The sequence below is a fragment of the Nocardia otitidiscaviarum NBRC 14405 genome (assembly GCF_000308635.1).
Classification (GTDB): domain Bacteria; phylum Actinomycetota; class Actinomycetes; order Mycobacteriales; family Mycobacteriaceae; genus Nocardia; species Nocardia otitidiscaviarum.
Map to the genome: position 1 here is coordinate 1 of NZ_BAGD01000114.1, position 22,225 is coordinate 22,225.

A 22,225-nucleotide genomic window follows, 5' to 3' on the forward strand; every position below is an offset into this window, starting at 1 on the left:
CAGCACCCACAGGGGGTGATCGAAAGCCACCGACTCCGTGGCGAATTCACGCCCCTTGGCGTCGGCGTCGGCCTGTCCCAGCCCGATGGAGTCCCACGGCAGTGCCCCGGGCACCGAGCGGCCCAGGCGCGATACCAGCACCGTCGACCGCAGTGAGGGCAGCCCGCCGCGCAGCCCCTCGATCTCCTCGCACTTGTCGTGTTCCTTGCCGCCGTAGCGGTAGCCGTCGGCGGTCACCAGCACGACCGGCTCCAGCTGCCCCAGCCGATCCAGCGCGGCGCGAGCCGAATAGTCCTGCCCGCAGGCGCTCCACACCGCGCCCAGGCTGGCGGTGGCCAGGAAGGCGATGACCGCCTCGGGGATGTTCGGCAGGTAGCCGACGACGCGATCGCCCGGCCCGACACCCAGTTCGCGCAGGGTGTGCGCGAAGGCGATGGTGCGGGAAACCAGTTCCGCCCAGGAGATCTCGACGATCTCGGCATCCTCGCTCACCGCGAGGATGGCGGGCCGGTCGGTGCGCGCCTGCCGCAGCACCTGATCGACGTAATTGAGCCGGACGTCCGGAAACCATTGCGCTCCGGGCATATCCGTCGAGGCCAGCACCTCGCCCGGCGCATCACCGAGGTCGAAGTACTCCCACAGCGACTTCCAGAATCCGGGCAGGTCGTCGACCGACCACTGCCACAGCGCCCGGTAGTCCGGTACGGACACCCCCGTGCGACGTTCGACGAACCGTGCGAAATCGGTGACTCTGGCCGACGCGATATCCGCTTCGCTCGGCACCCACTGCGGTTCCACCACTACCTCCTACGACGCCACGTTCGCGCTGTCGGCACCCTGTGCCCGGCGCACGATGCGCTCGGCGTGCCGGAGCACGGGTGCGTCCACCATCCTGCCCTCGAAGGTGAAGACTCCGCGGTGATTCGGCACCTCCGCGAGCAACCTTCGCGCCCAGTCGATCTCCGCACCGGTGGGCGCGTAGGCGCGGCGGATCACCGGTACCTGACTCGGGTGAATGGCGACCTTGGCGTCGAAACCGACGGCCACCGCGTCGAGCGCTTCCGCCGCGAGGCCGTCGAGGTCCGGGATATCGAGATACACCGAGTCGAGCGCGAATTTGCCGTACGCCTTGGCCGCCAGCAGCGACTGCGAGCGCACATGCCGGGCCACATCGCGGTAGCTGCCGTCGGCGTGCCGGCTGGAATTGCCACCCAGGCCCGCGACCAGATCCTCCGCGCCCCACATGACGCCGATGGCGTTGCGCGCCATGACCGCCCGGCCCACCGCCAGCGCCCCCAGCGGCGATTCCACCAGTGCGATCACCTCGTAGTCGGCGAGTGTGGTGATCTGTTCCGCCGATTCGCATTTGGGCAGCATGAGACGTCGGTAGTCGGTGCGGGCCACGGCGTCGAGATCGAGCATGTGCTCGACCGTGCCCGCGGCGTTGACCCGGACGACGGTGCGGTCCGGATCGAGCGGTGTCGCGATGAGCGACTCTCGGGCCGCGGCCTTGTCGGCCTCGGCGACCCCGTCCTCCAGATCGATGATCACCACATCGGCCGCGGCGGCGGCTTTGGCGTACCGCTCGGGTCGATCGGCGGGGCAGAACAGCCACGCCGGTCCCGCCATCTCCCAGCCGGTCCCCGGATTGCTCATGCTGTATCCCTTCGGGCCTGAACGGAGCGCCGCGTGGTGACGCTCCGCCGCCTGCGCCGCGCCTGACCGCTCACGCCGGTGCCTGCTTCCGTACCAGTGTCTTCCGGACCGCGGTGGCGACGATGTCGCCGTGCTGATTCCGCCCGGTATGCGCGAGGGTCACGATCCCCTCCCCGGGGCGGCTCTTGGATTCCCGTTTGTCGGTGACCACGGTTTCGGCGTACAGGGTGTCGCCGTGGAAAAGCGGTTTCGGAAAGGCGATATCGGAGAAGCCGAGGTTGGCCACAATGGTGCCCTGCGTCAACTGCGCTACAGACAAACCAACCAGTGTGGACAAGGTGAACATGGAATTCACCAGACGCTGATGGAAGGGCGGCAGCGCATCGGCGAACGCCGCGTCCAGATGCAGCGCCTGGGTATTCATGGTCAGCGTCGTGAACAGCACATTGTCGGCCTCGGTAATGGTGCGGCCCGGCCGGTGCTCGTACACCACACCGGTCTCGAACTCGTCGAACCACAGGCCGCGCTGCACGACGCGGCGGACATCGTCGTTCACAATCCCAACTCTCGACCGATCAGCATCAACTGCACCTCCGTGGTGCCCTCACCGATTTCCAGGATCTTGCTGTCGCGATAGTGCCGCGCCACAGCATATTCGTTCATGAACCCGTAGCCGCCGAAAATCTGGGTGGCGTCGCGGGCATTGTCCATGGCGGCCTCGCTGGCGACGAGTTTCGCGATCGAAGCCTGTTTCTTGAACGGTTTTCCGGCGAGCATGAGCGCGGCGGCGTCGTAGTAGGCGGTGCGGGCGGCGTGCGCGCGGGCCTCCATGCGCGCGATCTTGAAGGCAATGGCCTGATTCCGGCCGATCTGCTGGCCGAACGCCTCGCGCTCCTTGGCGTAGCGCACGCTCTCGTCCACACAGCCCTGCGCCGCACCGACCGACAGCGCCGCGATGGCGATCCGGCCCTCGTCCAGAATGCGCAGGAAGTTGGCGTAACCGCGGCCTTCTTCGCCGAGCAGGTTCTCGGCGGGCACCCGCACATCGGTGAAGCTGAGCGGATGGGTGTCGGAGGCGTTCCAGCCGACCTTGTTGTACGCGGGTTCGGCCACGAAGCCCGGCGTTTCGGTGGGCACCAGAATGGTGGAGATCCGCTTCTTGCCCTCCACCTGACCGGTCACCGCGGTCACCGTGACCAGCCGGGTGATATCGGTGCCGGAGTTGGTGATGAACTGCTTGGAGCCGTTGATCACCCAGGTGTCGCCGTCGAGTACGGCGGTGGTGCGGGTGCCGCCCGCGTCGCTGCCCGCACCCGGTTCGGTGAGCCCGAAGGCGGCCAGGGCGCGACCGCTGGTGAGCTGCGGCAGCCACTCCTGCTTCTGCTTGTCGTTGCCGAAGCGGTAGACGGGCATGGCGCCCAGTGAGACTCCGGCTTCCAGGGTGATGGCCACGCTCTGGTCGACCTTGCCGAGTTCCTCGAGGGCGAGGCACAGCGCGAAGTAGTCGCCGCCCATGCCGCCGTACTCCTCGGGGAACGGCAGGCCGAACAGACCCATCTCGGCCATTCCGGCCACCACCTCGTACGGGAAGCTGTGCTCGGCGTCGTGTTTCGCCGCGACCGGCGCGACCACCCGGTTGGCGAAATCCCGCACGGTGAGCGCGAGTTCGCGGTACTCGTCCGGAAGCGATCCGGTGGCGAGGAAGTCGGTCATGCGCTGTGTCCTTCCGAAACTGACTCGCCCGCGGGCACCACACGCGCGAGCGGCTGATCTACCTTCACCTGATCGCCCGCCTCGACCAGCAGTTCGACCCGGCCGTCGATGGGGGCGGTGAGCGAATGCTCCATCTTCATGGCCTCGACCACCACGACGGTGGTTCCGGCGGTCACCTCCGCACCGGCGGTGACGGGCACGGCGATCACCGAACCCGGCATGGGGCTGAGGATTTCGGCTTCGCCGACGTGGTCGACCGCGCCGCGCACGTCGGCCTCGGCCACCTCACGCAACTGCGCGACGCCGGTGCGGTCGGCGAGCCAGAGGTGGCCGTGCCGTTCGGCGACCCGGTGGCGGGTGCGCACCCCGTCCAGGACCAGGGTGAGCCACCGCCCGCCGTCCCTCGCGACTCCGTCGAGTTCGGCTGTGAGCGTGTACTTCTCGCCGCCCTCCACCCGAACCTCGGCCCGTTCGGGCGTACCCGTGAAGGATACGTGCGCGGTCCGATCGCCACCGCTGAGCCGCAGCACGGTCGGGGCGGTGCCGCCGATGCGCCAGCCGGAGGGGATCTCCCACGGGTCACGGGCCGCGCTCGGCCAGCCGCGCAGCCACAGATAGCTGGCGGCGGCGATGAACTGGTGGTCCACCACGGGTGCGGGCACGAAGTCACCGGCCCGGCGGTCCAGCAGCGCGGTATCCAGCTCGCCCGCGACCACATCGGGGTCGGCGAGCAGGAAGCGCAGGAAGTCGATATTGGTGCGCACGCCCAGCACCTGCGTATCCGCCAGGGCCGCATCGAGTCTCGCCAGGGCGGCGCGGCGATCGCCGCCGTGCGCGATGACCTTCGAGAGCATGGGGTCGTAGTCGCTGCCGACCACCGTGCCGACCCGCAGACCCGAATCCACGCGCACGCCTTGACCCTCCGGTTCGGCGAGCGCCAGCACGGTACCGCCGGTGGGCAGGAAGTCGCGGCCGGGATCCTCCGCGTAAACCCGGGCCTCGATGGCGTGCCCGGTCATCGTGATGTCGTCCTGGTTCACGAACAGCTTCTGCCCGGCCGCGATGCGCACCTGGCACTCCACCAGGTCCACGCCGGTGACCATTTCGGTGACCGGGTGCTCGACCTGGAGCCGGGTGTTCATCTCCATGAAGAAGAACTCGTCGGGCTTGTCGGCGGAGACGATGAACTCCACGGTGCCCGCGCCGACATAGTCCACGCTGCGCGCGGTGGCACAGGCCGCCGCGCCGATGCGGGCGCGGGTGGCGGCGTCCAGCAGCGGTGAGGGCGCTTCCTCGATCACCTTCTGATGCCGCCGCTGCAGGCTGCACTCGCGTTCGCCCAGATGCAGGATGTGACCGTACTGGTCGGCGAGGATCTGCACCTCGATATGGCGCGGGCGGGTGACGAAGCGCTCCAGGAACAGGGTGTCGTCGCCGAAGGCGGCACCGGCCTCGCGGCGCGCGGAGACCAGGGCAGCGGGCAGCTGCTCCGGCTCCGTGACCAGGCGCATACCCTTGCCGCCGCCGCCCGCCGAGGGCTTCACCAGCACCGGATAGCCGATATCGGTTGCCGCCTCGATCAATTCGGCATCGGTGAGGCCGGGCCGCGCGATGCCGGGAACCACCGGCACCCCGAAGGCGGAGACCGCGGTCTTGGCCGCGATCTTGTCGCCCATGATCTCGATGGCGCGGGCGGGTGGTCCGAGGAATTCGATACCGGCCGCCTCCAGCGCCGCCGCGAAGGCCGAATTCTCGGACAGGAAACCGTATCCCGGATGGACCGCCTGCGCGCCGGAGCGCACGGCCGCGTCCACCACCTTGTCGATATCCAGATAGGACTCGCGGGCGGGGGCCGGGCCGAGGCGCACCGCCGTATCCGCCTCGCGCACGTGGCGGGCGTCGGCGTCGGCGTCGCTGTACACCGCGACCGAGCGAATTCCCATGGCCCGCAGCGTGCGCATGACCCGGACCGCGATCTCGCCGCGGTTGGCCACCAGCACGGTGTCGAAGGCGACGGGGTGGGCTTTGTTCATCATGGTGGTCACATCCGGAAGACGCCGTAGGAAACGGGTTCGATCGGGGCCTGCCCACACACCGAAAGGGCAAGGCCGAGCACGGTTCTGGTGTCGGCGGGAGCGATGACGCCGTCGTCCCAGAGTCGCGCGGACGAATAGTAGGGATGGCCCTGATGTTCGTACTGCGCGCGAATCGGGGCCTTGAACGCCTCCTGATCCTCCTCCGACCAGGGCTGACCATTGCCGTCGAGTTGATCGCCGCGCACCGTCGCCAGCACCGAGGCGGCCTGCTCACCGCCCATGACGGAGATGCGGGCATTCGGCCACATCCACAGGAAGCGCGGCGAGTACGCCCGCCCGCACATGGAGTAGTTGCCCGCGCCGTACGAGCCGCCGATTACCACGGTCAGTTTGGGCACCCGCGCGCAAGCCACGGCGGTCACCATCTTCGCGCCGTGCTTGGCGATGCCGCCCGCCTCGTAGTCGCGGCCCACCATGAAACCGGTGATGTTCTGCAGGAACACCAGCGGGATGGTGCGCTTGTCGCACAGCTCGATGAAATGCGCTCCCTTGAGCGCGGATTCGGCGAACAGCACGCCGTTGTTGGCCACGATGCCCACCGGGTGGCCGTGGATGCGGGCGAAGCCGGTGACCAGGGTCTTGCCGTATTCGGCCTTGAATTCGGAGAATTCGCCGCCGTCGACGATGCGGGTGATGACCTCCCGGACGTCGTACGGGGTGCGCAGATCCGTCGGGACGACGTCGTACAGCTCATCCTGCGGTGCGATGGGGTCCACCGTGGGCGCGACCTCCCACGGGGTGGCGCGCTTGGGGCCGAGGGTCGCCACGATCTCGCGGACGATGCGCAGCGCGTCCTGATCGGATTCCGCGAGATGGTCGGTGACGCCGGAGATCTTGGAGTGCAGTTCGCCGCCGCCGAGTTCCTCCGCGGTCACCACCTCGCCGGTGGCCGCCTTCACCAGCGGCGGACCGCCCAGGAAGATGGTGCCCTGCTCGCGGACGATGACGGTCTCATCGCTCATGGCGGGCACGTACGCGCCGCCCGCGGTGCAGGAACCCATGACCGCGGAGATCTGGGCGATGCCCTTGGCGCTCATGGTGGCCTGGTTGAAGAAGATGCGGCCGAAGTGCTCGCGGTCCGGGAAGACCTCGTCCTGTTTGGGGAGGAACGCGCCGCCGGAGTCGACCAGGTAGACGCAGGGCAGATGGTTCTGCGCGGCGACCTCCTGGGCGCGCAGGTGCTTCTTCACCGAGAGCGGGTAGTAGGTGCCGCCCTTCACGGTCGCGTCATTGGCGACCACCACGCATTCCCGGCCGGATACCCGGCCGATGCCCGCGATCACGCCCGCGCCCGGGCATTCGTCGTCGTACATGCCGGTGGCGGCGAGCGGGGCGAGCTCCAGGAACGGCGAGCCCGGATCCAGCAGCTGATCCACCCGCTGCCGGGGCAGCAGTTTGCCGCGGGCCAGGTGCCGCTCCCGCGCCTTCTCCGGTCCGCCCAGCGCATTGGCCGCCAGCCGCGCCCGCAGGTCCTCGACCAGCGCCAAGTGCGCGGACCGGTTGTCCGTGCGGGCTCGTTCGGTCACCGTCATCACGTCATCCTGTTCGATCAGTTAATCGCCGATAACTGAGAAATAAGATAATCTTCACTAACTGAGTTGTCCAGATCCGATGAAGGGAGTGCGCGGTGAGCAGCATCGAACCCGTGACGCTCACCCGTCGCGAGCAGCTCAAAGCCCAGCGGCGGCAGCAGTTGCTGGAGGCCGGGGCCCGGCTGATCGCCGATCGCGGATTCCTGGGCATGCGGCTCGACGACCTCGGCGCGGCGGCGGGCATCAGCGGCCCCGCGGTGTACCGCCACTTCCCCAACAAGGAGGCGCTGCTGGTCGAGCTACTGGTCGGTATCAGCCAGCGCCTGCTCGACGGCGGCCGCGCGGTCGTCGCCGACGCCCCCACCCCCCGCGCGGCGCTCACGGCCCTGGTCGACTTCCACCTCGACTTCGCCTTCGGCGATCCGGAGCTCATCCGCATCCAGGACCGCGACCTCGAGAACCTGCCCGAAGCGGCGCGCCGCCAGGTCCGCCGCACCCAGCGCCAGTACGTCGAGGTCTGGGTGTCCGTCCTGCGCGAGCTGCACCCCGACCTCCCCGAACCCGCCGCCCGCGTGCAGGCACACGCCACCTTCGGCCTGATCAACTCCACCCCGCACAGCGCCCCCGCCACCATGGCCTCCCGCGCCCGCCCCATCCTGCGCCGCATGGCCCTGGCCGCCCTGGAATAGGCCGCGCCCCCGAACGCGCGCCCGCACGCCGCCGGAAGTCCCTCCCGACCACCGACGCGACGCCCCACACCACCATGTGGTCTTCCCCATCGGCTACGCGGCATTACCGCACCATCGATACAGCCCTCCCGCGCAGTCGACACCGCACACCCGCGCGCAGCGAACACCGCACACCGCGAACACGGCACACCCACACCATCGACGCGGCGCTCTTCTGCGCCACCGAGCAACCTGCTCCACCGCGCGACGCTCGCGCTCTCCGCCGATGCGGCACCGCATGCCCGACCGGCTACTCAGCTCCGACCGCCGGGCGTAGCTATTATCTGGTTACCCATGGGGACGGAGGCGCTATGACGACCGACGGGATCTACGCCGAACTCGATGCCGCCGCGGCGGCGGTGGCCGATCGGGTGGTGCGGTGGCGGCAGCATCTGCATCAGCATCCGGAGCTGTCCAATCGGGAGCGTGAGACCGCGCGGTTCATCGCCGATCACCTGCGGTCGCTGGGGCTCGACGAGGTGCGCACCGGTATCGCGGGGCACGGCGTGGTGGGTGTGCTGCGGGGTGAGCGGCCGGGTGAGCGGGTGGTCGCCCTGCGCGCCGATATCGACGCGCTGCCGGTGCCGGATCGGTGCGGGGTGCCGTTCGCCTCGCGGGTGGTGGACGAGGACTATCCGGGCGGCCCGTTTCCGGTGTCGCACGCCTGCGGGCACGACTGCCATACCGCCATGCTCATGGGCGCGGCCACCGTACTCGCCGGGGTTCGCGAAAAGCTGGCGGGTACCGTACTTTTCGTCTTCCAACCCGCCGAGGAGGGGCCGCCGCCGGAAGAGAAGGGCGGCGCCCGCGAGATGCTGGCCGAAGGCGTCTTCGCGAATCCGGTGCCCACCATGGCGTTCGGCTTCCACGTGGTGCCGCTGCCCAAGGGGTACATCGGATATCGGGTCGGCAATCAGTTCGGTGCGTCATGTCTGGTGAAGATCAACCTCACCGGACAGCAGGTGCACGGGTCCACGCCGTGGATGGGCATCGATCCCATGCCCGCCGCCGGTGCGATCATCACCGGCATCGGCCAGATCTACCGACAGGTCAACGCTTTCGACCCGATCACCGTGACCATCGGGCACGTGGAGGATGTGGGACGGTTCAATATCATCGGCCAGACCGTCACCCTGTGGGGCACCATCCGCTGCACCGTCGAGGCGGATATGGCGGAGGTGCGGAAACGGCTGGACACGCTCGCCGACCACACCGCTCAGGCGTACAACTGCTCATCGACGGTGGAATTCCTCCAGGACGTGCCCGCCGTGGACAACCGCCGGGAATGGATGGAGCCGGCGCTGCCGACCTTCCGGCGGGTGGCGGGCGCGGAGCGCGTGTTGCCGATCCCGCCGACCCTCGGCTACGACGACGTCTCGGAGTTCGTCAACGCTTACGGCGGGCTCTACGTCACCCTCGGCGTGCAGGATGTCGACCTGGACCCGGCGACGGGTACCCCGCGCCCCACACCGGGCGGTCGCGGCATGTACATGAACCACAATCCGCACTTCTACGCCGACGACGACACTCTGGTCACGGGTGTGCGGCTGCACTGCCAGGTGGCCTACGACCATCTGGCGGGCACGCTGGTACCCGCCGAATAGCCCTACTCCCCGCGCAATTCCTTTGTGGCGGTGCGTAATACGAGATGAAAGCCGCCGCGCACCAGCGGCAGGTAGGCGCAGGTGGACAGCTTCGGGCACCGGTTGTCCACCTCGAAGGTGGAATACCAGTTCACCAGCGTGCCCTCGGCATGCTCGGACAGCTCCAGCTTGCCGTCCTGGGTGCGTAGCCGGGGCACGGACGAGAGCACCCGGTAGCGCACCCGCGTCGGCGGGGTGTACTCGACGATCTCCTCGGTGAGCCGCATGAGCGGCGTCACTATCAGCCGCACCGCACCCACCCCGTTGCCATTGGTGTCACCGGGCCGGACCAGCGTGACCCGTCTGATCCAGGGCACCCGTTGGAAGTTCGTGACATCGGTGAGCCAGTCGAACACATCGGTGATGGGCGCTGGAATTGTGCGCTCCACCTCCACCCCGCGCATAGCGGCTCCGTTCCTCGCGATCGTGCCCATGCAGACTACGGGCCGGATCGGCCGGGGCGGCGAATAATGCTCGCGGCGAAGAGATCACAATTCGGACGACCAACCCTGCACGGCGGCAAAGGCGCTGGTCGCTACCATGGCGACATGAACGTAGAGGAGCGTCGCAAGACCCGTGCCGAACGCGACGACGCTTCCGCGGCCGCACCCGAACGGGTGATCCGCCGACGGCCCAAGAACCGGCGCGCCCAGATCGCCGCCACCTCGGCGGCCGCCTTCGGCTCGCTCGGCTATCACGGTGTCTCCATGGAGGACATCGCGGCCCGCCTCGGCATCAGCTCCGCCGCCCTCTACCGGCACTATCCGAGCAAGTACGCGCTGTTCCGGGAGGAGCTGCTGCGCCTGGGGCAGCTGACCGTCACCGCGGTCACCCTCCCCGAGGACGCCGCCGACTGGACACCGCACCAGCGGCTGACCCAGGTGCTGGAGTCGCTCATCGCCGACACCATCGCCAACCGCGCCACCGTGGCGCTGACCCGGTGGGAGGGCCGCTACCTCGACGACACCGACCGCGCGACGCTGAACGAGCAGTTCGCCGAGGCGGTGGCGATCGTGCGCGGCCTGATCGGCGAGGTGCGGCCGGAGCTGGACGGCCACGATCGCGCGGTGCGGGCCGCCGCACTGTTCAGCATCATCACCAGCATCGGTGATCACCATGCCGCCATGCCCGCCAAAGCGCTTACCGCACTGCTGCTCTCGACCTGCTACCAGGTGATCGACTGCGAATTGCCGCCGCCCGCCGATATTGTCGAACCGATGCGCGCGGTGGAGATCCCGCAGTCGTTCAAACATGAACTGCTGCTGCGCAAGGCGGTGGAGCTGTTCCACGAGCGCGGGTACCCGAACGTGAGCATGGAGGACATCGCCTCGGCCGCGGATCTGTCGGCGGCCTCGGCGGTGTACCGGTACTACCGCTCCAAGAGCGATCTGCTCGCCGCCGCCTTCCGCCGGGCGGCCGATCGGGTGTCGGGGGCGATCGGCCCGGCCACGGCCTCCTCGTCGAGCCCCGCCGAAGCCCTGACGAAACTCATCGACCTCTATGTCGGCGGCTCGTTCGCCGAACGTGAGCTGACCTACGTCTACTACGCGGAGTTCGGGCACGTATCGCCGGAGGAGCGGACGGTGCTGCGCAATATCCAGCGGCTCATCGTGGCGGAATGGGTGCGGTTGCTGGTGGCGGTGCGTCCGGAACTGTCCGAGAGCGAGGCGCGGATTCTGGTGCACGCCGCCTTCGGGCTGGTGGTGGATCTGGGTCGGGTGTTCGGCGACGATCCGCGGATCTGCCCGCCCGCCCGGGTGATCCGCCTCATGCGGGTGACGCTGTTCGGCGCGGTGGCCGGGTCATCCGGCCCGGCCACCGCGCCGACGGTCGGTGGGCACCACTAACCGTCGGCCGCGAAGGACGACACCGGAATGAAGGGCGCGTAGTCCCGGACGCAGCCGTCCTCCCAGCCCCACAGCGAGATGGGATCGACGGATACTCCGTTCTGGAGGATCAGTCGCCAGCCCGTGTCCTCCCGCTGCCAGATATCGCCGTCTCGATCCCAATACAGACCGATCGATTGGGGTTCGATCGGGTTATCGTCCAGCATCGGTACGGGAACGACCGGTCGCACACCCCTGCGGCCGATAGCCTGCATGGCGAAACCCTGGTGCTCGACGGATGCAATGTCCGTAGCCATTGACTTTCCCTCCTCGTGTCGATGTCTAGAACTATTCGCTACCGCATTTCCGGGGAACTTTCGCGCAGGCCAGGGCGTGTCTTTCCAGATAAATTATTAGCCCATTATTAGCCAGCAAATGTTTATGCGAATTCGTCGCGGCCAATGGGTCGAGCGGACCACCCGATGAGATCGAGTACTTGTATGTAACTCATGTTCTCACATATCTTGGAGAGAGCCGCACCACACCGGCGTGGTCGGCGTGCCTCCCAGAATCGCGGGCACGCCGCGCGGCAACCAGGAGGCGACGATGACACTTTCCACCGCACCGAGCACCACCCCCGAGGTCCGTGACTACAGCGAGCTGCTGCGCACCCTGTCGGAGGGATCGGTGGACCGGCACTTCGACCCCTACCTCGACATCACCTGGGACTCCCCGGAATTCGCCATCGACCGCGACGATCCCCGCTGGGTACTGTCTCCGGAGGTCGATCCGCTCGGAGCCACCGAGTGGTACCGGAACCTGCCGCTGGAACGGCAGATCGAGATCGGGCGCTGGCGGATCAGCAATTCCATCAAGGTCGGCGCGGCCTTCGAGAGCGTGCTGATCCGCGGAATGATGCAGTACATCATGAAGCTGCCCAACGGATCCCCCGAGTTCCGTTACTGCCTCCACGAGATGACCGAGGAGTGCAACCACATCCAGATGTTCCAGGAGCTGGTGAATCGCATCGGCGAAGACGTGCCCGGCATGCGACCCATCTTCCGGGCGCTGTCACCCTTCATCGGCGTCGCCGGGGGCTATGCCTGGGCGATCCTGTTCATCGGGATCCTGGGCGGCGAGGAACCCATCGACCACTACCAGAAGGCCATCATCCGGAACGGGGCCGAGCTGCCGCCCGCGGTGGTCCGGTGCATGGAGATCCACATCGCCGAGGAGGCGCGGCACATCTCCTTCGCCAACGAGTTCCTGAAGGAACACGTACCGGCCATGAACCTGGTGTACCGCAACGTGTGCGGCATCGCCTTCCCGCTGGCCATGCGCTGGCTGGCGGGTGAGATCATGGCTCCGCCACCGGAGTTCGCCCGCAGGTTCGACATTCCCCGCTCCGTCATCAAGGAGGCGTTCTGGCAGGCGCCGCACTCGCGACGCATCCTGTCCGACTACTTCGGTGACATGCGCTCGCTGGCAACCGAACTCGGGTTGATGAACCCGGTCACCAAGCGGCTGTGGCGGCTGCTGCACATCGACGGAGATCTGTCCCGGTACCGCAGCGAACCCGTCCGCCGCGCCGTGCGGGTCGCCTGAGCGAGGGTGAGGTCAACCGCGTCCGCGCACTCGATGAACAGCTCGGACGCTCCTGGCGGACAGCTCGTTTCGACCTCGACCTCGTCGCGTGCGCGGTGGCACCATGTGCGCCGCCGCGGCCCGGTAACTCCGCGGACCCATCGCACTGCGCGGGTGAGCGAGCGCGCGTGGCTGCGCGGCGGGAGCGAGCACGCTTGGATCGACCGGCAGTGTGTCCAACTCCGTAGAGGGGGTGACTGTGCACGGTTCCGAACACGAAGAGTTCGTCGCGAAGTTCACGGAGTTCTGGAGAGATCCGTCCGCCGAGCGGATGGCGGAGATCCTGCATCCGGACGTGGTGCTGTTACAGCCGCTGGCCGCTCCGATGCACGGTATCGAGGCCGCGCGGGCGGAGTTCCGCGGCATCTGGCGGATGCTGCCCGACCTGCACGCGCGAATCGACCGCTGGCGAGGCGATTCCGATGTGCTGTTCATCGAGTTCCGCCTGCGGGCACGAGTGGGACGCTCGCTGACTGGATCGCCACGGCCGCACCGCACCCCGGCGGGGGCGGGCCGCCGCGGGTGGTTGTGGACCCGCGGCGGCTGTTGCGGTTACGCGGAGCCGCTGGTGGGCGGGAAGGAGACCGAGGATCCGGTCAGGATCATCTGGGCCAGGGTGTTGAAGAAGTTGTCTACTGCGCTGCCGCTGTCCATATCGGCCCCTCCTAGGTGGTGGGGGTCGGGGTGGGAGTCGGCGTGCCGGGGGTGACGGACGTCGACGAACCAGAGGTCAGGACGTGGGCCAGGGCCTGGAACAGGGTGGCGATGCCGCTACCGGTATCCATGGGTGTTCCTTTCGGATCGATCTGCCGTGAAACGCGCTCAGGCAGCGTTGGGGTCGTAGTTGAGGCTGGAGCCGCTGCCCAGCAGCGCCAGCAGCGAGGCGATCAGGGCGTTGACGTCTACGCCGTCCATGGGTGATTCCTTTCTTTCAACTGTTCGGAAAAGTCTTTTCCGACAGGTCTATTCGTTCTCCGCCATGACCTCGATCAACGAGAGCGGACGCATATCGGTCCAATGCGACTCGACGAAATCCAGACAGTTCTGCCGTTCGGCGGGACCGTGCGCGATGGTCCAACCGCCGGGAATGGCGGCGAACACCGGCCACAGCGAATGCTGCGCCTCGTCGTTGATCAGCACGTAGAACTGCGCGTCTGCGTCGTCGAAGGGATTGCTCATCGGATTGCCTTTCTCAGCGGGGGTTTTCGCGTGGGAGCCAGCCGCACGGCCGGGTCACGGCCGTGCGGCGTCGGAGTGGGCGGCTAGCGGGGCCCGGCTTGCCTGCGGACCGCATTGAGCACGCGGCCGATATGCGCGAGGGCCTCCGGTGCGGTCATGCGCCAGTGGGTGGCCTGCACGGCGTGGTTGTGCACCACGCCGTCGATGGCGTCGGACCAGGTCGAGACGCCGGAGGTGCCGCTCGGATCGTCGAAGGCGGCAGCGAAATACAGCAGATCGCCCTTGAAGCGCCGGGGACGGTGCTCGGCGATGAGGCCGAGCGAGCGCACGCCGCCGTCGATGATGCGCGCGATCCGGTCCACCCCGAGGGCAGAGAACGGCTCGCCCAGTGCGGCAAGGTGTTCGGCCACAACGGTGGGTGCGGCGTCATCCAGCTCGTGCGGATCGGCGAGCAGTCCGCCCAGAACCTGTGCGACGGGAATGGTGGTCGGCTCATCGGCGGCGACCGCCAAGGAGCTGTCCAGCATGGCCAGGGTGGCGACGGACTGGCCCTGGTCCTGGAGCAGGACCGCGACGGCATGGGCCAGCACACCGCCCAGCGACCAGCCGAGCAGGTGGTAGGGGCCTTCCGGCTGGACGGCGCGAATCTCGCGGACGTACTCCGCAGCCCACTCCTCGATGGAATCGGGCAGGGACGTATCGGGGGCCAGGGTCGGGGATTGCAGGCCGTAGATGGGTCGGTCGGCGTCGAGGTGGGCGGTCAGACCGGCAAAAGACCAGGCGATGCCACCCGCGGGATGGATGCAGAACAGCGGGGCACCGGTGCCGGTCGGGCGCAGCGGCAGGAGCACGGAGAAGGCCGCGTCCGGGTCGAGGGCGCCGGTGTGTCCGTGGGCGAGGCGGGTGGCCAGTTCGCCCGGGGTGGGGGCGGTGAACAGGACGGACACCGGGATTCGTTCGGCCACTGTGTCGCTCAACTCGGCGGCCAAGCGCACGGCGAGCAGGGAGTTGCCGCCGAGTTCGAAGAAGTTGTCGTCCAAGCCGATGCGCACCGCAGGCAAGACAGTGGCGAAGGCAGCACAAATCTGGTGCTCCAGATCTGTTCGCGGAGAATGGTATTCGCGAGGGGCGAAGGTCGGTTCCGGCAGCGCGTCGCGGTCGAGCTTTCCGTTGACATTGTGCGGTAGTTCATCCAGGACCAGGAAGTCGGACGGGACCATATAGGACGGCAGGGATGCCGTCAGGGCCGACCGGACCCGGGGGAGGTCCAGGGCGGGTTCCGTACCCGGGGTACGCGGCTGCGCCGGAACCACGTAGGCAACCAGTCGGTCGCCGGTGTGGGGGTCCGACTTCACTAGCACCGCTGCCCGAGCCACCGCGGGCAGCGCCGACAGCGCCGCCTCGATCTCGCCGAGCTCGATGCGGAAGCCCCGGATCTTCACCTGGAAGTCGGTGCGGCCGCGGTATTCCAGTTCCCCCTCGGCATTCCACGCCGCCAGGTCGCCGGTGCGGTACATGCGCTCACCCGGGGTGAACGGGTTGGCCACGAAGCGCTCCGCGGTGAGGTCGGGACGTGCGAAGTAGCCGCGGGCCAGCTGGGCTCCCGCGAGATAGAGCTCGCCCGAGACACCGGCCGGAACGGGCCGCAAGCGCGCGTCCAGCACGTAGACCCGGCTGTTCCATTCCGGGCGGCCGATGGGAACCGACAACTCGTCGGCGGCCCCCACGCGATGGCTCGTGATCGATACCGCCGCTTCGGTGGGACCGTACAGATTGAACAACTCCACCTGCGGATGCTCGCGGCGTAGGCGTTGTGCCAGTGTGGCGTTCAAGGTCTCGCCGATGGCCAGCACGCGCCGCACGGTGCCCGGCAGTCCGTCGGTGAGCAGGGCGTCGAGCATGGCGGGGACGGTGTGCAGAGTGGTGACCTCCTCCCGCGCCATCAGCTCGTCGAGGGCGCGGGGATCGCGGTGCGCGTCGGGAGCGGCGATGACGAGGCGACCGCCGCAGACGGCGGCCGACCAGAACTCCCACACCGAGAGGTCGAAGGTGGCGGCCGTCTTCAACAGGATGGTGTCGGCGGCATGCAGGCCGAATTCGGCTCGTTTCCAGAGCAACTGGTTGACCACCGCTCCGTGCGGCACCGCCACGCCCTTCGGGCGGCCGGTGGAGCCGGAGGTGAAGATCACGTAGGCGGTGTGGGCCGCCGACAGCGGCGCACACCGGTCGGCATCGGTGATCGGCTCGGCCGCAAGCGATGCCAGCGCCGGATCGTCGACGCGCACCAGCGGGGCGACCGCGGTGCGGTAGGACGCGTCGGTGAGTACGCAGACCGGTGCCGACGTCTCGAGGATGTAGTCGGTCCGATCGGCGGGCTGGTCGGGGTCCACCGGCACGTACGCACCACCCGCGACCGAGACCGCGTACATGGCAACCACCAGGTCCACCGAACGCCGCAGCGCCAGCGCCACCCGCGCTTCGGGGCCGACACCCAGCGAGATCAGGTGCCGCGCCAGGCGATTCACCCGATCACCGAGTTCGGCATAGGTGAGCACGACACGGCCGTGCGAGCTCCACGCCACCAGGGCGACGGCGTCCGGATCGGCCGCAGCGCTCGCGTAGAGCAGCGAGGCCAGTGTCGATCGATCGTCCACCGCGGCGGCGGTGTCGTTCCAGTGTTCGAGGATGTGGACCCGTTCCCGGGGCGCGAGCAGCTCCAGCTCACCCACCGGTGTCGTGGGCCGGGCGAGGATCTCGCCGAGCAGACGCTGGAACCGGGAGGCGAGCCCGGCGACGGTGCCCTCGTCGAACAGTGCCGTGGCGTAGGTGATGGCGGCGTCCAGCCCGGCGGGCACGCCGTCGGCGTGATATCGGTCGGCCACCACCAGATGCAGGTCGAATCGCGATACCGTGGTGTCGTATTCGACCGGGCGCACGGTGAGCCCGTCGAGGGCGAACTCACCGCCCGTCACATTGTTGAACGAGTACCCCACCTGGAACAGCGGGTGCCGCGCGGTGGAACGCACCGGGTTCAGCACCTCGACGAGGCGTTCGAAGGGCACGTCGGCGTGCGAGAACGCGGCCAGGTCGGTGGCGCGCACCCGGTCCAGCAGGGCGGTGAAGCCCACGGCGGGGTCGATATCCGCCCGCAGCACCAGCGTGTTCACGAACATGCCGACCAGATCGTCCAGGGCGTCCGCCCCACGGCCGGACACCGGGGTGCCCACCGCGATCGCAGCGTCCCCGGACAGGCGTGACAGCAGCAGCGAGAACGCGGCATGCACCACCATGAACAGCGTCGCGCCCCGGCCACGGCCCACTTCGAGCAGTCGAGCATGGGTTTCGGCGTCGATGGTGAATTCCACCTGCCGCCCGGCCGTGGACACCACCGCCGGACGCGGGCGGTCCGTGGGCAGTGCCAGCTGGTCGGGTAGACCGGCCAACGTCTCGGTCCAGAACCGCAGTTGCCGGGCCGCCAGGGAGTGCGGGTCGTCCTCGGCGCCGAGGCGGGCGCGCTGCCACACCGAGTAGTCGGCGTACTGCACCGGAAGCGGCGACCACGCGGGCGCCCCACCGGTGCGGCGGGCCGCGTAGGCGGTCACCACATCGCGGGCCAGCGGTGCGAGTGAGGCACCGTCGGCGGCGATGTGGTGCACCGACACCGCGAGCACGTGGTCGTCCTCGGCCACGGCGTAGAGCCGCGCCCGCAGCGGGATCTCGACGGTGACGTCGAAGGCCGCGCCGACGAATTCGGTGACCGCGGCGGTGATATCGGCCGCCGCGACGGGAATCGGGGTCAGCTCCGGCACGGGTGCCCGTTCGGCGGGCACGACCACCTGCACCGGACCGGAGTCGGTGAGCGGGTAGACCGTGCGCAGCGATTCGTGCCGGGCGGTCACGTCGGACAGCGCGGCGGCGAGGGCCTCGATATCCAGATCGCCGGTGAGCCGGATGGCGAGTGGGATGTTGTAGGCCGCCGCCGCGGTGCCGTCGGCGGTGGCCGCGCCGGCGGTGTCGAAACGGTTGAGGAACCACATGCGCTGCTGTGCCGGGGACAGCGGCACCGGACCGTGATCGGTTCGCGGTGCGAGCACCGGTTCCGCCGCCGCCGGAGCGGCATCGGCCACGGCCGCCGCCAAGGCGGCGACGGTGGGATGCTCGAACACGGTCCGCATGGCCACGGGGGCGCCGAGGCGGGTGGACAGCCGGGCCGAGAGCTTCGCCGCGCTCAGCGAATTGCCGCCGAGGGCGAAGAAGTCGTCGTCGAGACCGACGCGGTCGACGGCACGCCCCAGCAGCTCGGCCATGGTTTCGGCGACGCGCCGTTGGGTGGCGGTGACCGGAGCCCGATACGCCGCTTCCCGGAACACCGGTTGCGGCAGCGCCTTTCGATCCAGCTTGGCGGTCGGGGTGAGCGGGATGGCGTCGATGACCATGACGGCGGCGGGCACCATGTAGGCGATGAGCGAGCGGGCCGCGAAGGCGCGCAGCGCATCCACGTCGACGGTGTGGCCTAGGGCGGGCACCACATAGGACACCAGGGCGATCTCGCCGGTGGCGTCGCGGTGGCCGATGGTCACCGCGCTGTCGACGGCGGGGTGTGCGGTCAGCACCGTATCGATTTCGCCGAGCTCGATGCGCAGACCGCGCACCTTCACCTGATCATCGGTGCGACCCAGATATTCCAGCGTCGGGGTGGCTGCGTCGCCCGCCCGTGTGGTCCAGCGCACCAGATCACCGGTGCGGTAGAGCCTGCCGCCGGGCGCACCGTACGGATCGGCCACGAAGCGACTGGCGGTGAGACCGCGCAGGCCGTGGTAGCCACGCGCCAATCCCGGCCCCCGCAGGTACATTTCGCCGGTCACCCCGTCGGGCACCGGTCGCAGGCGGTGGTCGAGCACCACGGCCGACAGTCCGTCGGCCGGTCCGCCGAGTACCGCCGGATCGCCGGGGCGCAGCGGGATGCTCATATGGGTGGTGATGGTGGCCTCGGTCGGGCCGTAGGAGTTGTACAGCTCCCGATCCCGTCCCCAGCGCCGGATCAGCTCCGGGCCGAAGCCTTCGCCGCCCACCGACAGGTACCGCAGTCCCGACAGTGCGTCCGCGTCGAGGGTGTGCAGCACCGACGGCGTGATGAGCGCGTGCGTAACCCGCTCGGCGCGAATGAGTTCCGACATCTCCGTACCGCCGAAGACATCGGCGGGCGCGATGACCAGGGCCGCGCCGACCGGCAGCGCCATGAGCACCTCCATGAGGGAGGCGTCGAAGCTGGGCGAGGCCCGGTGCAGGACGCGGGCGGCGACCGTGGTGGGGCAGCGTTCCTGGTGCAGGGCGGCCACACCGGCGATGCCGGCGTGGGTGACCACCACGCCCTTGGGCTTTCCGGTGGAACCCGAGGTGTACATCATCCACGCGGCATTGCCGACGGTCACCGGGCGTACCAGTTCGTCGTCGGTGACGGGCGCACAGTCGGTGTGCCGCAGCTGTGCCGCGGTCGCGTCGGCGTCCAGCGGCAGCCATCGGACGCCTGCGGGCAGCGCGGCCGCTGCGGCGGCGACGGTGAGGCCGATCCGCGCGCCGGAGTCGGTGAGCATATGGGTGATGCGCTCGGCCGGATAGGTGGGATCCACCGGCAGGAAGACCGCCCCCGACTTCGCCACCGCCCACAGCGCCACCAGGGAATCGAGCGACCGGGGAATGGCGACGGCGACGACGTCCTCCGCCCCGAGACCGTCGCGGATGAGCAGTCGGGCCAGCCGGGAGGAACGCTCGTCCAGTTCCCGGTAGCTCATGTCCCGTCCCGCGTACACCAGGGCGGTGGCCTCGGGGTCCAGTGCCACGGCCGCGCGCATGATCTCGGCCAGGGTGCGCGGTGCGATCGGGTGCGGACCGCGGCGGTCGAGAATCTCGGCGCGCTCGGCGGGGGCGAGAATCTCGATCTCGCCGACCCGACGCCGCGGGTCGGCGGTGACCGCACCCAGCACCCGCCCGAAGCGACGCAGCAACTCGGCCGCCGTCGACGCGTCGTAGAGGTCGGTGGCGTAGGTCAGCTCCACCGGCAGGTGGCCGTCGGCGTCGAGCGTCTCCCCGATGGTGAAGGTGAGGTCGAATTTCGCGACGCTGTCGTCGAAGTCGACGCCCTCCAGCACCAAACCGGGCACCGCGTGCGTACGCGAGTCCAGGTTCACATAGCTCAGGCTGACGGTGAACAGCGGATGCCGGGCCTGGGTGGGTTCGACGCCGAGGGCGTCCACCACTCGTTCGAACGGCACGGTGGCGTGGGCGAAGGCGGCCACGTCCACCGCGCGGGTCGCGGCGAGCAGTTCGGCGAAGGTGCGGTCGGGGTGGTCGATGCGGGTGCGCAGGGCGAGGGTGTTGACGAACATCCCGACCATCCCGTCCAGGGCGCTCGCTCCGCGCCCCGCCACCGGCGTGCCGATGGCGATGTCGTCGGTACCGGACAGGCGGGCCAGCAGAACCGACAGCGCGGCGTGCAACACCATGAACGGTGTCACGCCGTGCCGCTTGGCGACACCGTCCAGCCGAGCTCCGACGCCGCCGCCGATCCGTCCGCGCACCACCGCACCGCGCCGCGAGGACAGCGCCGGGCGGGGTCGGTCGGTGGGCAACGGCAGTTCGTCCGGCAATCCGGCCAGCGTCTCGCGCCAGAATGTGAGTTCCTCCGCCGCAACGGTTTCCAGCACTCGATGCTGCCACAGCGTGTAGTCGGCGTACTGCACCGGCAACGGCGACCAGGCCGGGCCGCTGCCCGAGCGACGGGCGAGATAGGCGGTGACTATATCGCGCAGCAGGGGGTTCATGGAGAAGCCGTCGGCGATGATGTGGTGCAGCACCACCACCAGCACGTGGCTGTGCTCGGCCTCGCGCAGCAGCACCGCGCGCAGCGGCACCTCGGTGGTGACGTCGAAACCGACGGAGGCGATCTCGGCCACCCGCTCGGCCACCGCGCCCGCGACCGGCTCCACCTCCGGCGACAGCGCGGTGTGCGGGGGCAGGATCACCTGGTGCCCCTCCCCGTCGTCGTCGAGCGGGAAGACGGTGCGCAGTGCCTCGTGCCGGGCCACCACGTCGGCGAAGGCGGCGCGCATGGCGGCGTGGTCGAGTTCGCCGAGAATCCGCACCGCGGCGGGGATGTTGTAGGCCGGGGATTCGGGGTCCAGCCGGTTCATCAGCCACATGGGCTGCTGTGCCGGGGACAGCGGAATCCGGGCCGGACGTGGCCCGGTGGTCAGTGCGGGCAGCGCGGGTGCGATGTCGTCCGCGACGAGGCGGGCCGCCAGCGCGTGCACGACCGGAGCCTCGAACAGCGTCGGCACCGGAACCCGACGCCCCAGCCGCTCTCCCAGCCGGGCGGTGACCCGGGTGGCGATGAGCGAGTTGCCGCCGAGTTCGAAGAAGTCGTCGTCCGCGCCGACCGGCGGCAGCCCGAGCACATCCGCGAAGACCGCCGCTACCAGTTCCTCCAGTGGGGTAGCGGGAGTACGGAACGCACGGGCGCGGAACTGAGGCTCGGGTAGTGCCCGGCGATCGAGTTTTCCGGCCGGGGTGAGCGGCAGGGCATCGAGTATCACGATCGCGGACGGCACCATATAGGGCGCTAGACCACGGGCAGCGTGCTCGCGCAGGTCCGCTTCGCCGACCGTACTCGCCTCGGCGAGAACGACATACGACGCGAGCACGGTATGCCCGCGCTGGTCGGGACGACCGACGGTAACGACCCGCGCCACGGCCGGGTGGTCGGCGAGCACGGTGTCGATCTCGCCGAGCTCGACCCGGAATCCGCGAACCTTCACCTGGAAATCGGTGCGCCCCAAGTACTCCAGTTCCCAGTCTCCGAAGGCTCCGGGTATCCGGCGCACCAGATCTCCGGTGCGGTACATGCGCGATCCGGGCGCACCCCACGGGTTGGCGACGAATCGATCGGCGCTGAGGCCGGGTGCGCCGTGGTAGCCGCGCGCGAGGCCGGGGCCGGACAGGTACAGTTCCCCGGCCACGCCCGGGGGGACCGGTGCGAGGCGCTCGTCCAATACCAGTGCGGCCGTGCCTGGAATCGGTGCGCCGATACCGACGCGCCGCCCGGGGACCAGGTCGGCGTAGGTGGCGACAATGGTGGTCTCGGTGGGGCCGTAGGCGTTCAGATAGGTGCGGCCCGGCTGCCACGCGGCCACCAGTTCGGGGGTGGTGACG

14 protein-coding genes and 1 pseudogene are annotated in these 22,225 nt (G+C 69.0%); 5 read left to right on the forward strand and 10 right to left on the reverse strand.

Features of this window, described 5'->3' with window-relative positions; all coding sequences use genetic code 11:
• The 6 genes from ON31_RS25990 to ON31_RS26015 form a co-directional block, all read right to left on the reverse strand.
• Positions 1–801, reverse strand: an 801-nt coding sequence (locus ON31_RS25990; protein WP_039817403.1) for an AMP-binding protein, incomplete at its 3' end; no start/stop codon positions are given.
• 6 nt (positions 802–807) lie between these two features.
• Positions 808–1,656: an HpcH/HpaI aldolase/citrate lyase family protein gene (locus ON31_RS25995; RefSeq protein WP_039817404.1), complete on the reverse strand. Its 849-nt coding sequence runs from the start codon at positions 1,654–1,656 to the stop codon at positions 808–810.
• A 70-nt stretch (positions 1,657–1,726) separates the two neighbouring features.
• Positions 1,727–2,212 (reverse strand): MaoC family dehydratase, encoded by a 486-nt coding sequence (locus tag ON31_RS26000; RefSeq protein ID WP_039817405.1) that lies wholly within the window; start codon positions 2,210–2,212, stop codon positions 1,727–1,729.
• A complete protein-coding gene (locus ON31_RS26005; RefSeq protein WP_039817406.1) occupies positions 2,209–3,369 on the reverse strand; it encodes an acyl-CoA dehydrogenase family protein in 1,161 nt (386 codons plus the stop codon). Before ON31_RS26005 ends, ON31_RS26000 begins: the two co-directional genes overlap by 4 nt.
• On the reverse strand, positions 3,366–5,405 hold the full coding sequence (locus ON31_RS26010; protein WP_039817418.1) for an ATP-binding protein: 2,040 nt from the start codon (positions 5,403–5,405) through the stop codon (positions 3,366–3,368). The genes ON31_RS26005 and ON31_RS26010 overlap by 4 nt, the downstream gene beginning before the upstream one ends.
• 5 nt (positions 5,406–5,410) lie before the next feature.
• The gene (locus tag ON31_RS26015) at positions 5,411–6,997 is read right to left on the reverse strand and encodes a carboxyl transferase domain-containing protein (RefSeq protein ID WP_039817408.1); all 1,587 of its coding nucleotides are present in this window, start codon (positions 6,995–6,997) and stop codon (positions 5,411–5,413) included.
• A 95-nt stretch (positions 6,998–7,092) separates the two neighbouring features.
• On the opposite strand from ON31_RS26015, the gene ON31_RS26020 reads away from it, so the two are divergent.
• Both ON31_RS26020 and ON31_RS26025 read left to right on the forward strand, forming a co-directional pair.
• On the forward strand, positions 7,093–7,686 hold the full coding sequence (locus ON31_RS26020) for an SACE_7040 family transcriptional regulator (RefSeq protein WP_039817409.1): 594 nt from the start codon (positions 7,093–7,095) through the stop codon (positions 7,684–7,686).
• A gap of 350 nt (positions 7,687–8,036) precedes the next feature.
• Positions 8,037–9,329: a M20 metallopeptidase family protein gene (locus ON31_RS26025; RefSeq protein WP_039817410.1), complete on the forward strand. Its 1,293-nt coding sequence runs from the start codon at positions 8,037–8,039 to the stop codon at positions 9,327–9,329.
• A 2-nt stretch (positions 9,330–9,331) separates the two neighbouring features.
• Here ON31_RS26025 and ON31_RS26030 read toward each other — a convergent pair whose 3' ends face one another.
• Positions 9,332–9,772 carry an SRPBCC family protein gene (locus ON31_RS26030; protein WP_039817411.1) on the reverse strand — a complete coding sequence of 147 codons (441 nt, stop codon included), beginning with the start codon at positions 9,770–9,772 and terminating at the stop codon, positions 9,332–9,334.
• A gap of 144 nt (positions 9,773–9,916) precedes the next feature.
• On the opposite strand from ON31_RS26030, the gene ON31_RS26035 reads away from it, so the two are divergent.
• Positions 9,917–11,215 (forward strand): TetR/AcrR family transcriptional regulator, encoded by a 1,299-nt coding sequence (locus ON31_RS26035; RefSeq protein WP_039817412.1) that lies wholly within the window; start codon positions 9,917–9,919, stop codon positions 11,213–11,215.
• Here the strand turns inward: ON31_RS26035 and ON31_RS26040 are convergent.
• Positions 11,212–11,511, reverse strand: a complete 300-nt coding sequence (locus ON31_RS26040) for a hypothetical protein (protein ID WP_115061467.1) — start codon at positions 11,509–11,511, stop codon at positions 11,212–11,214. The two genes, ON31_RS26035 and ON31_RS26040, sit on opposite strands and share 4 nt — an antisense overlap.
• Positions 11,512–11,800: 289 nt before the next feature.
• Between ON31_RS26040 and ON31_RS26045 the strand changes: the two genes are divergently transcribed.
• A complete protein-coding gene (locus tag ON31_RS26045) occupies positions 11,801–12,799 on the forward strand; it encodes an AurF N-oxygenase family protein (RefSeq protein ID WP_039817414.1) in 999 nt (332 codons plus the stop codon).
• A 211-nt stretch (positions 12,800–13,010) separates the two neighbouring features.
• Positions 13,011–13,547, forward strand: a complete 537-nt coding sequence (locus tag ON31_RS34900; RefSeq protein ID WP_147287002.1) for a nuclear transport factor 2 family protein — start codon at positions 13,011–13,013, stop codon at positions 13,545–13,547.
• Between the two features lie 254 nt (positions 13,548–13,801).
• Here ON31_RS34900 and ON31_RS26055 read toward each other — a convergent pair whose 3' ends face one another.
• On the reverse strand, positions 13,802–14,017 hold the full coding sequence (locus ON31_RS26055; RefSeq protein WP_039817416.1) for an MbtH family protein: 216 nt from the start codon (positions 14,015–14,017) through the stop codon (positions 13,802–13,804).
• 83 nt (positions 14,018–14,100) lie between these two features.
• Positions 14,101–22,206, reverse strand: a pseudogene (locus ON31_RS26060) (amino acid adenylation domain-containing protein); the annotation flags it as partial.
• Positions 22,207–22,225 lie beyond the last annotated feature (19 nt).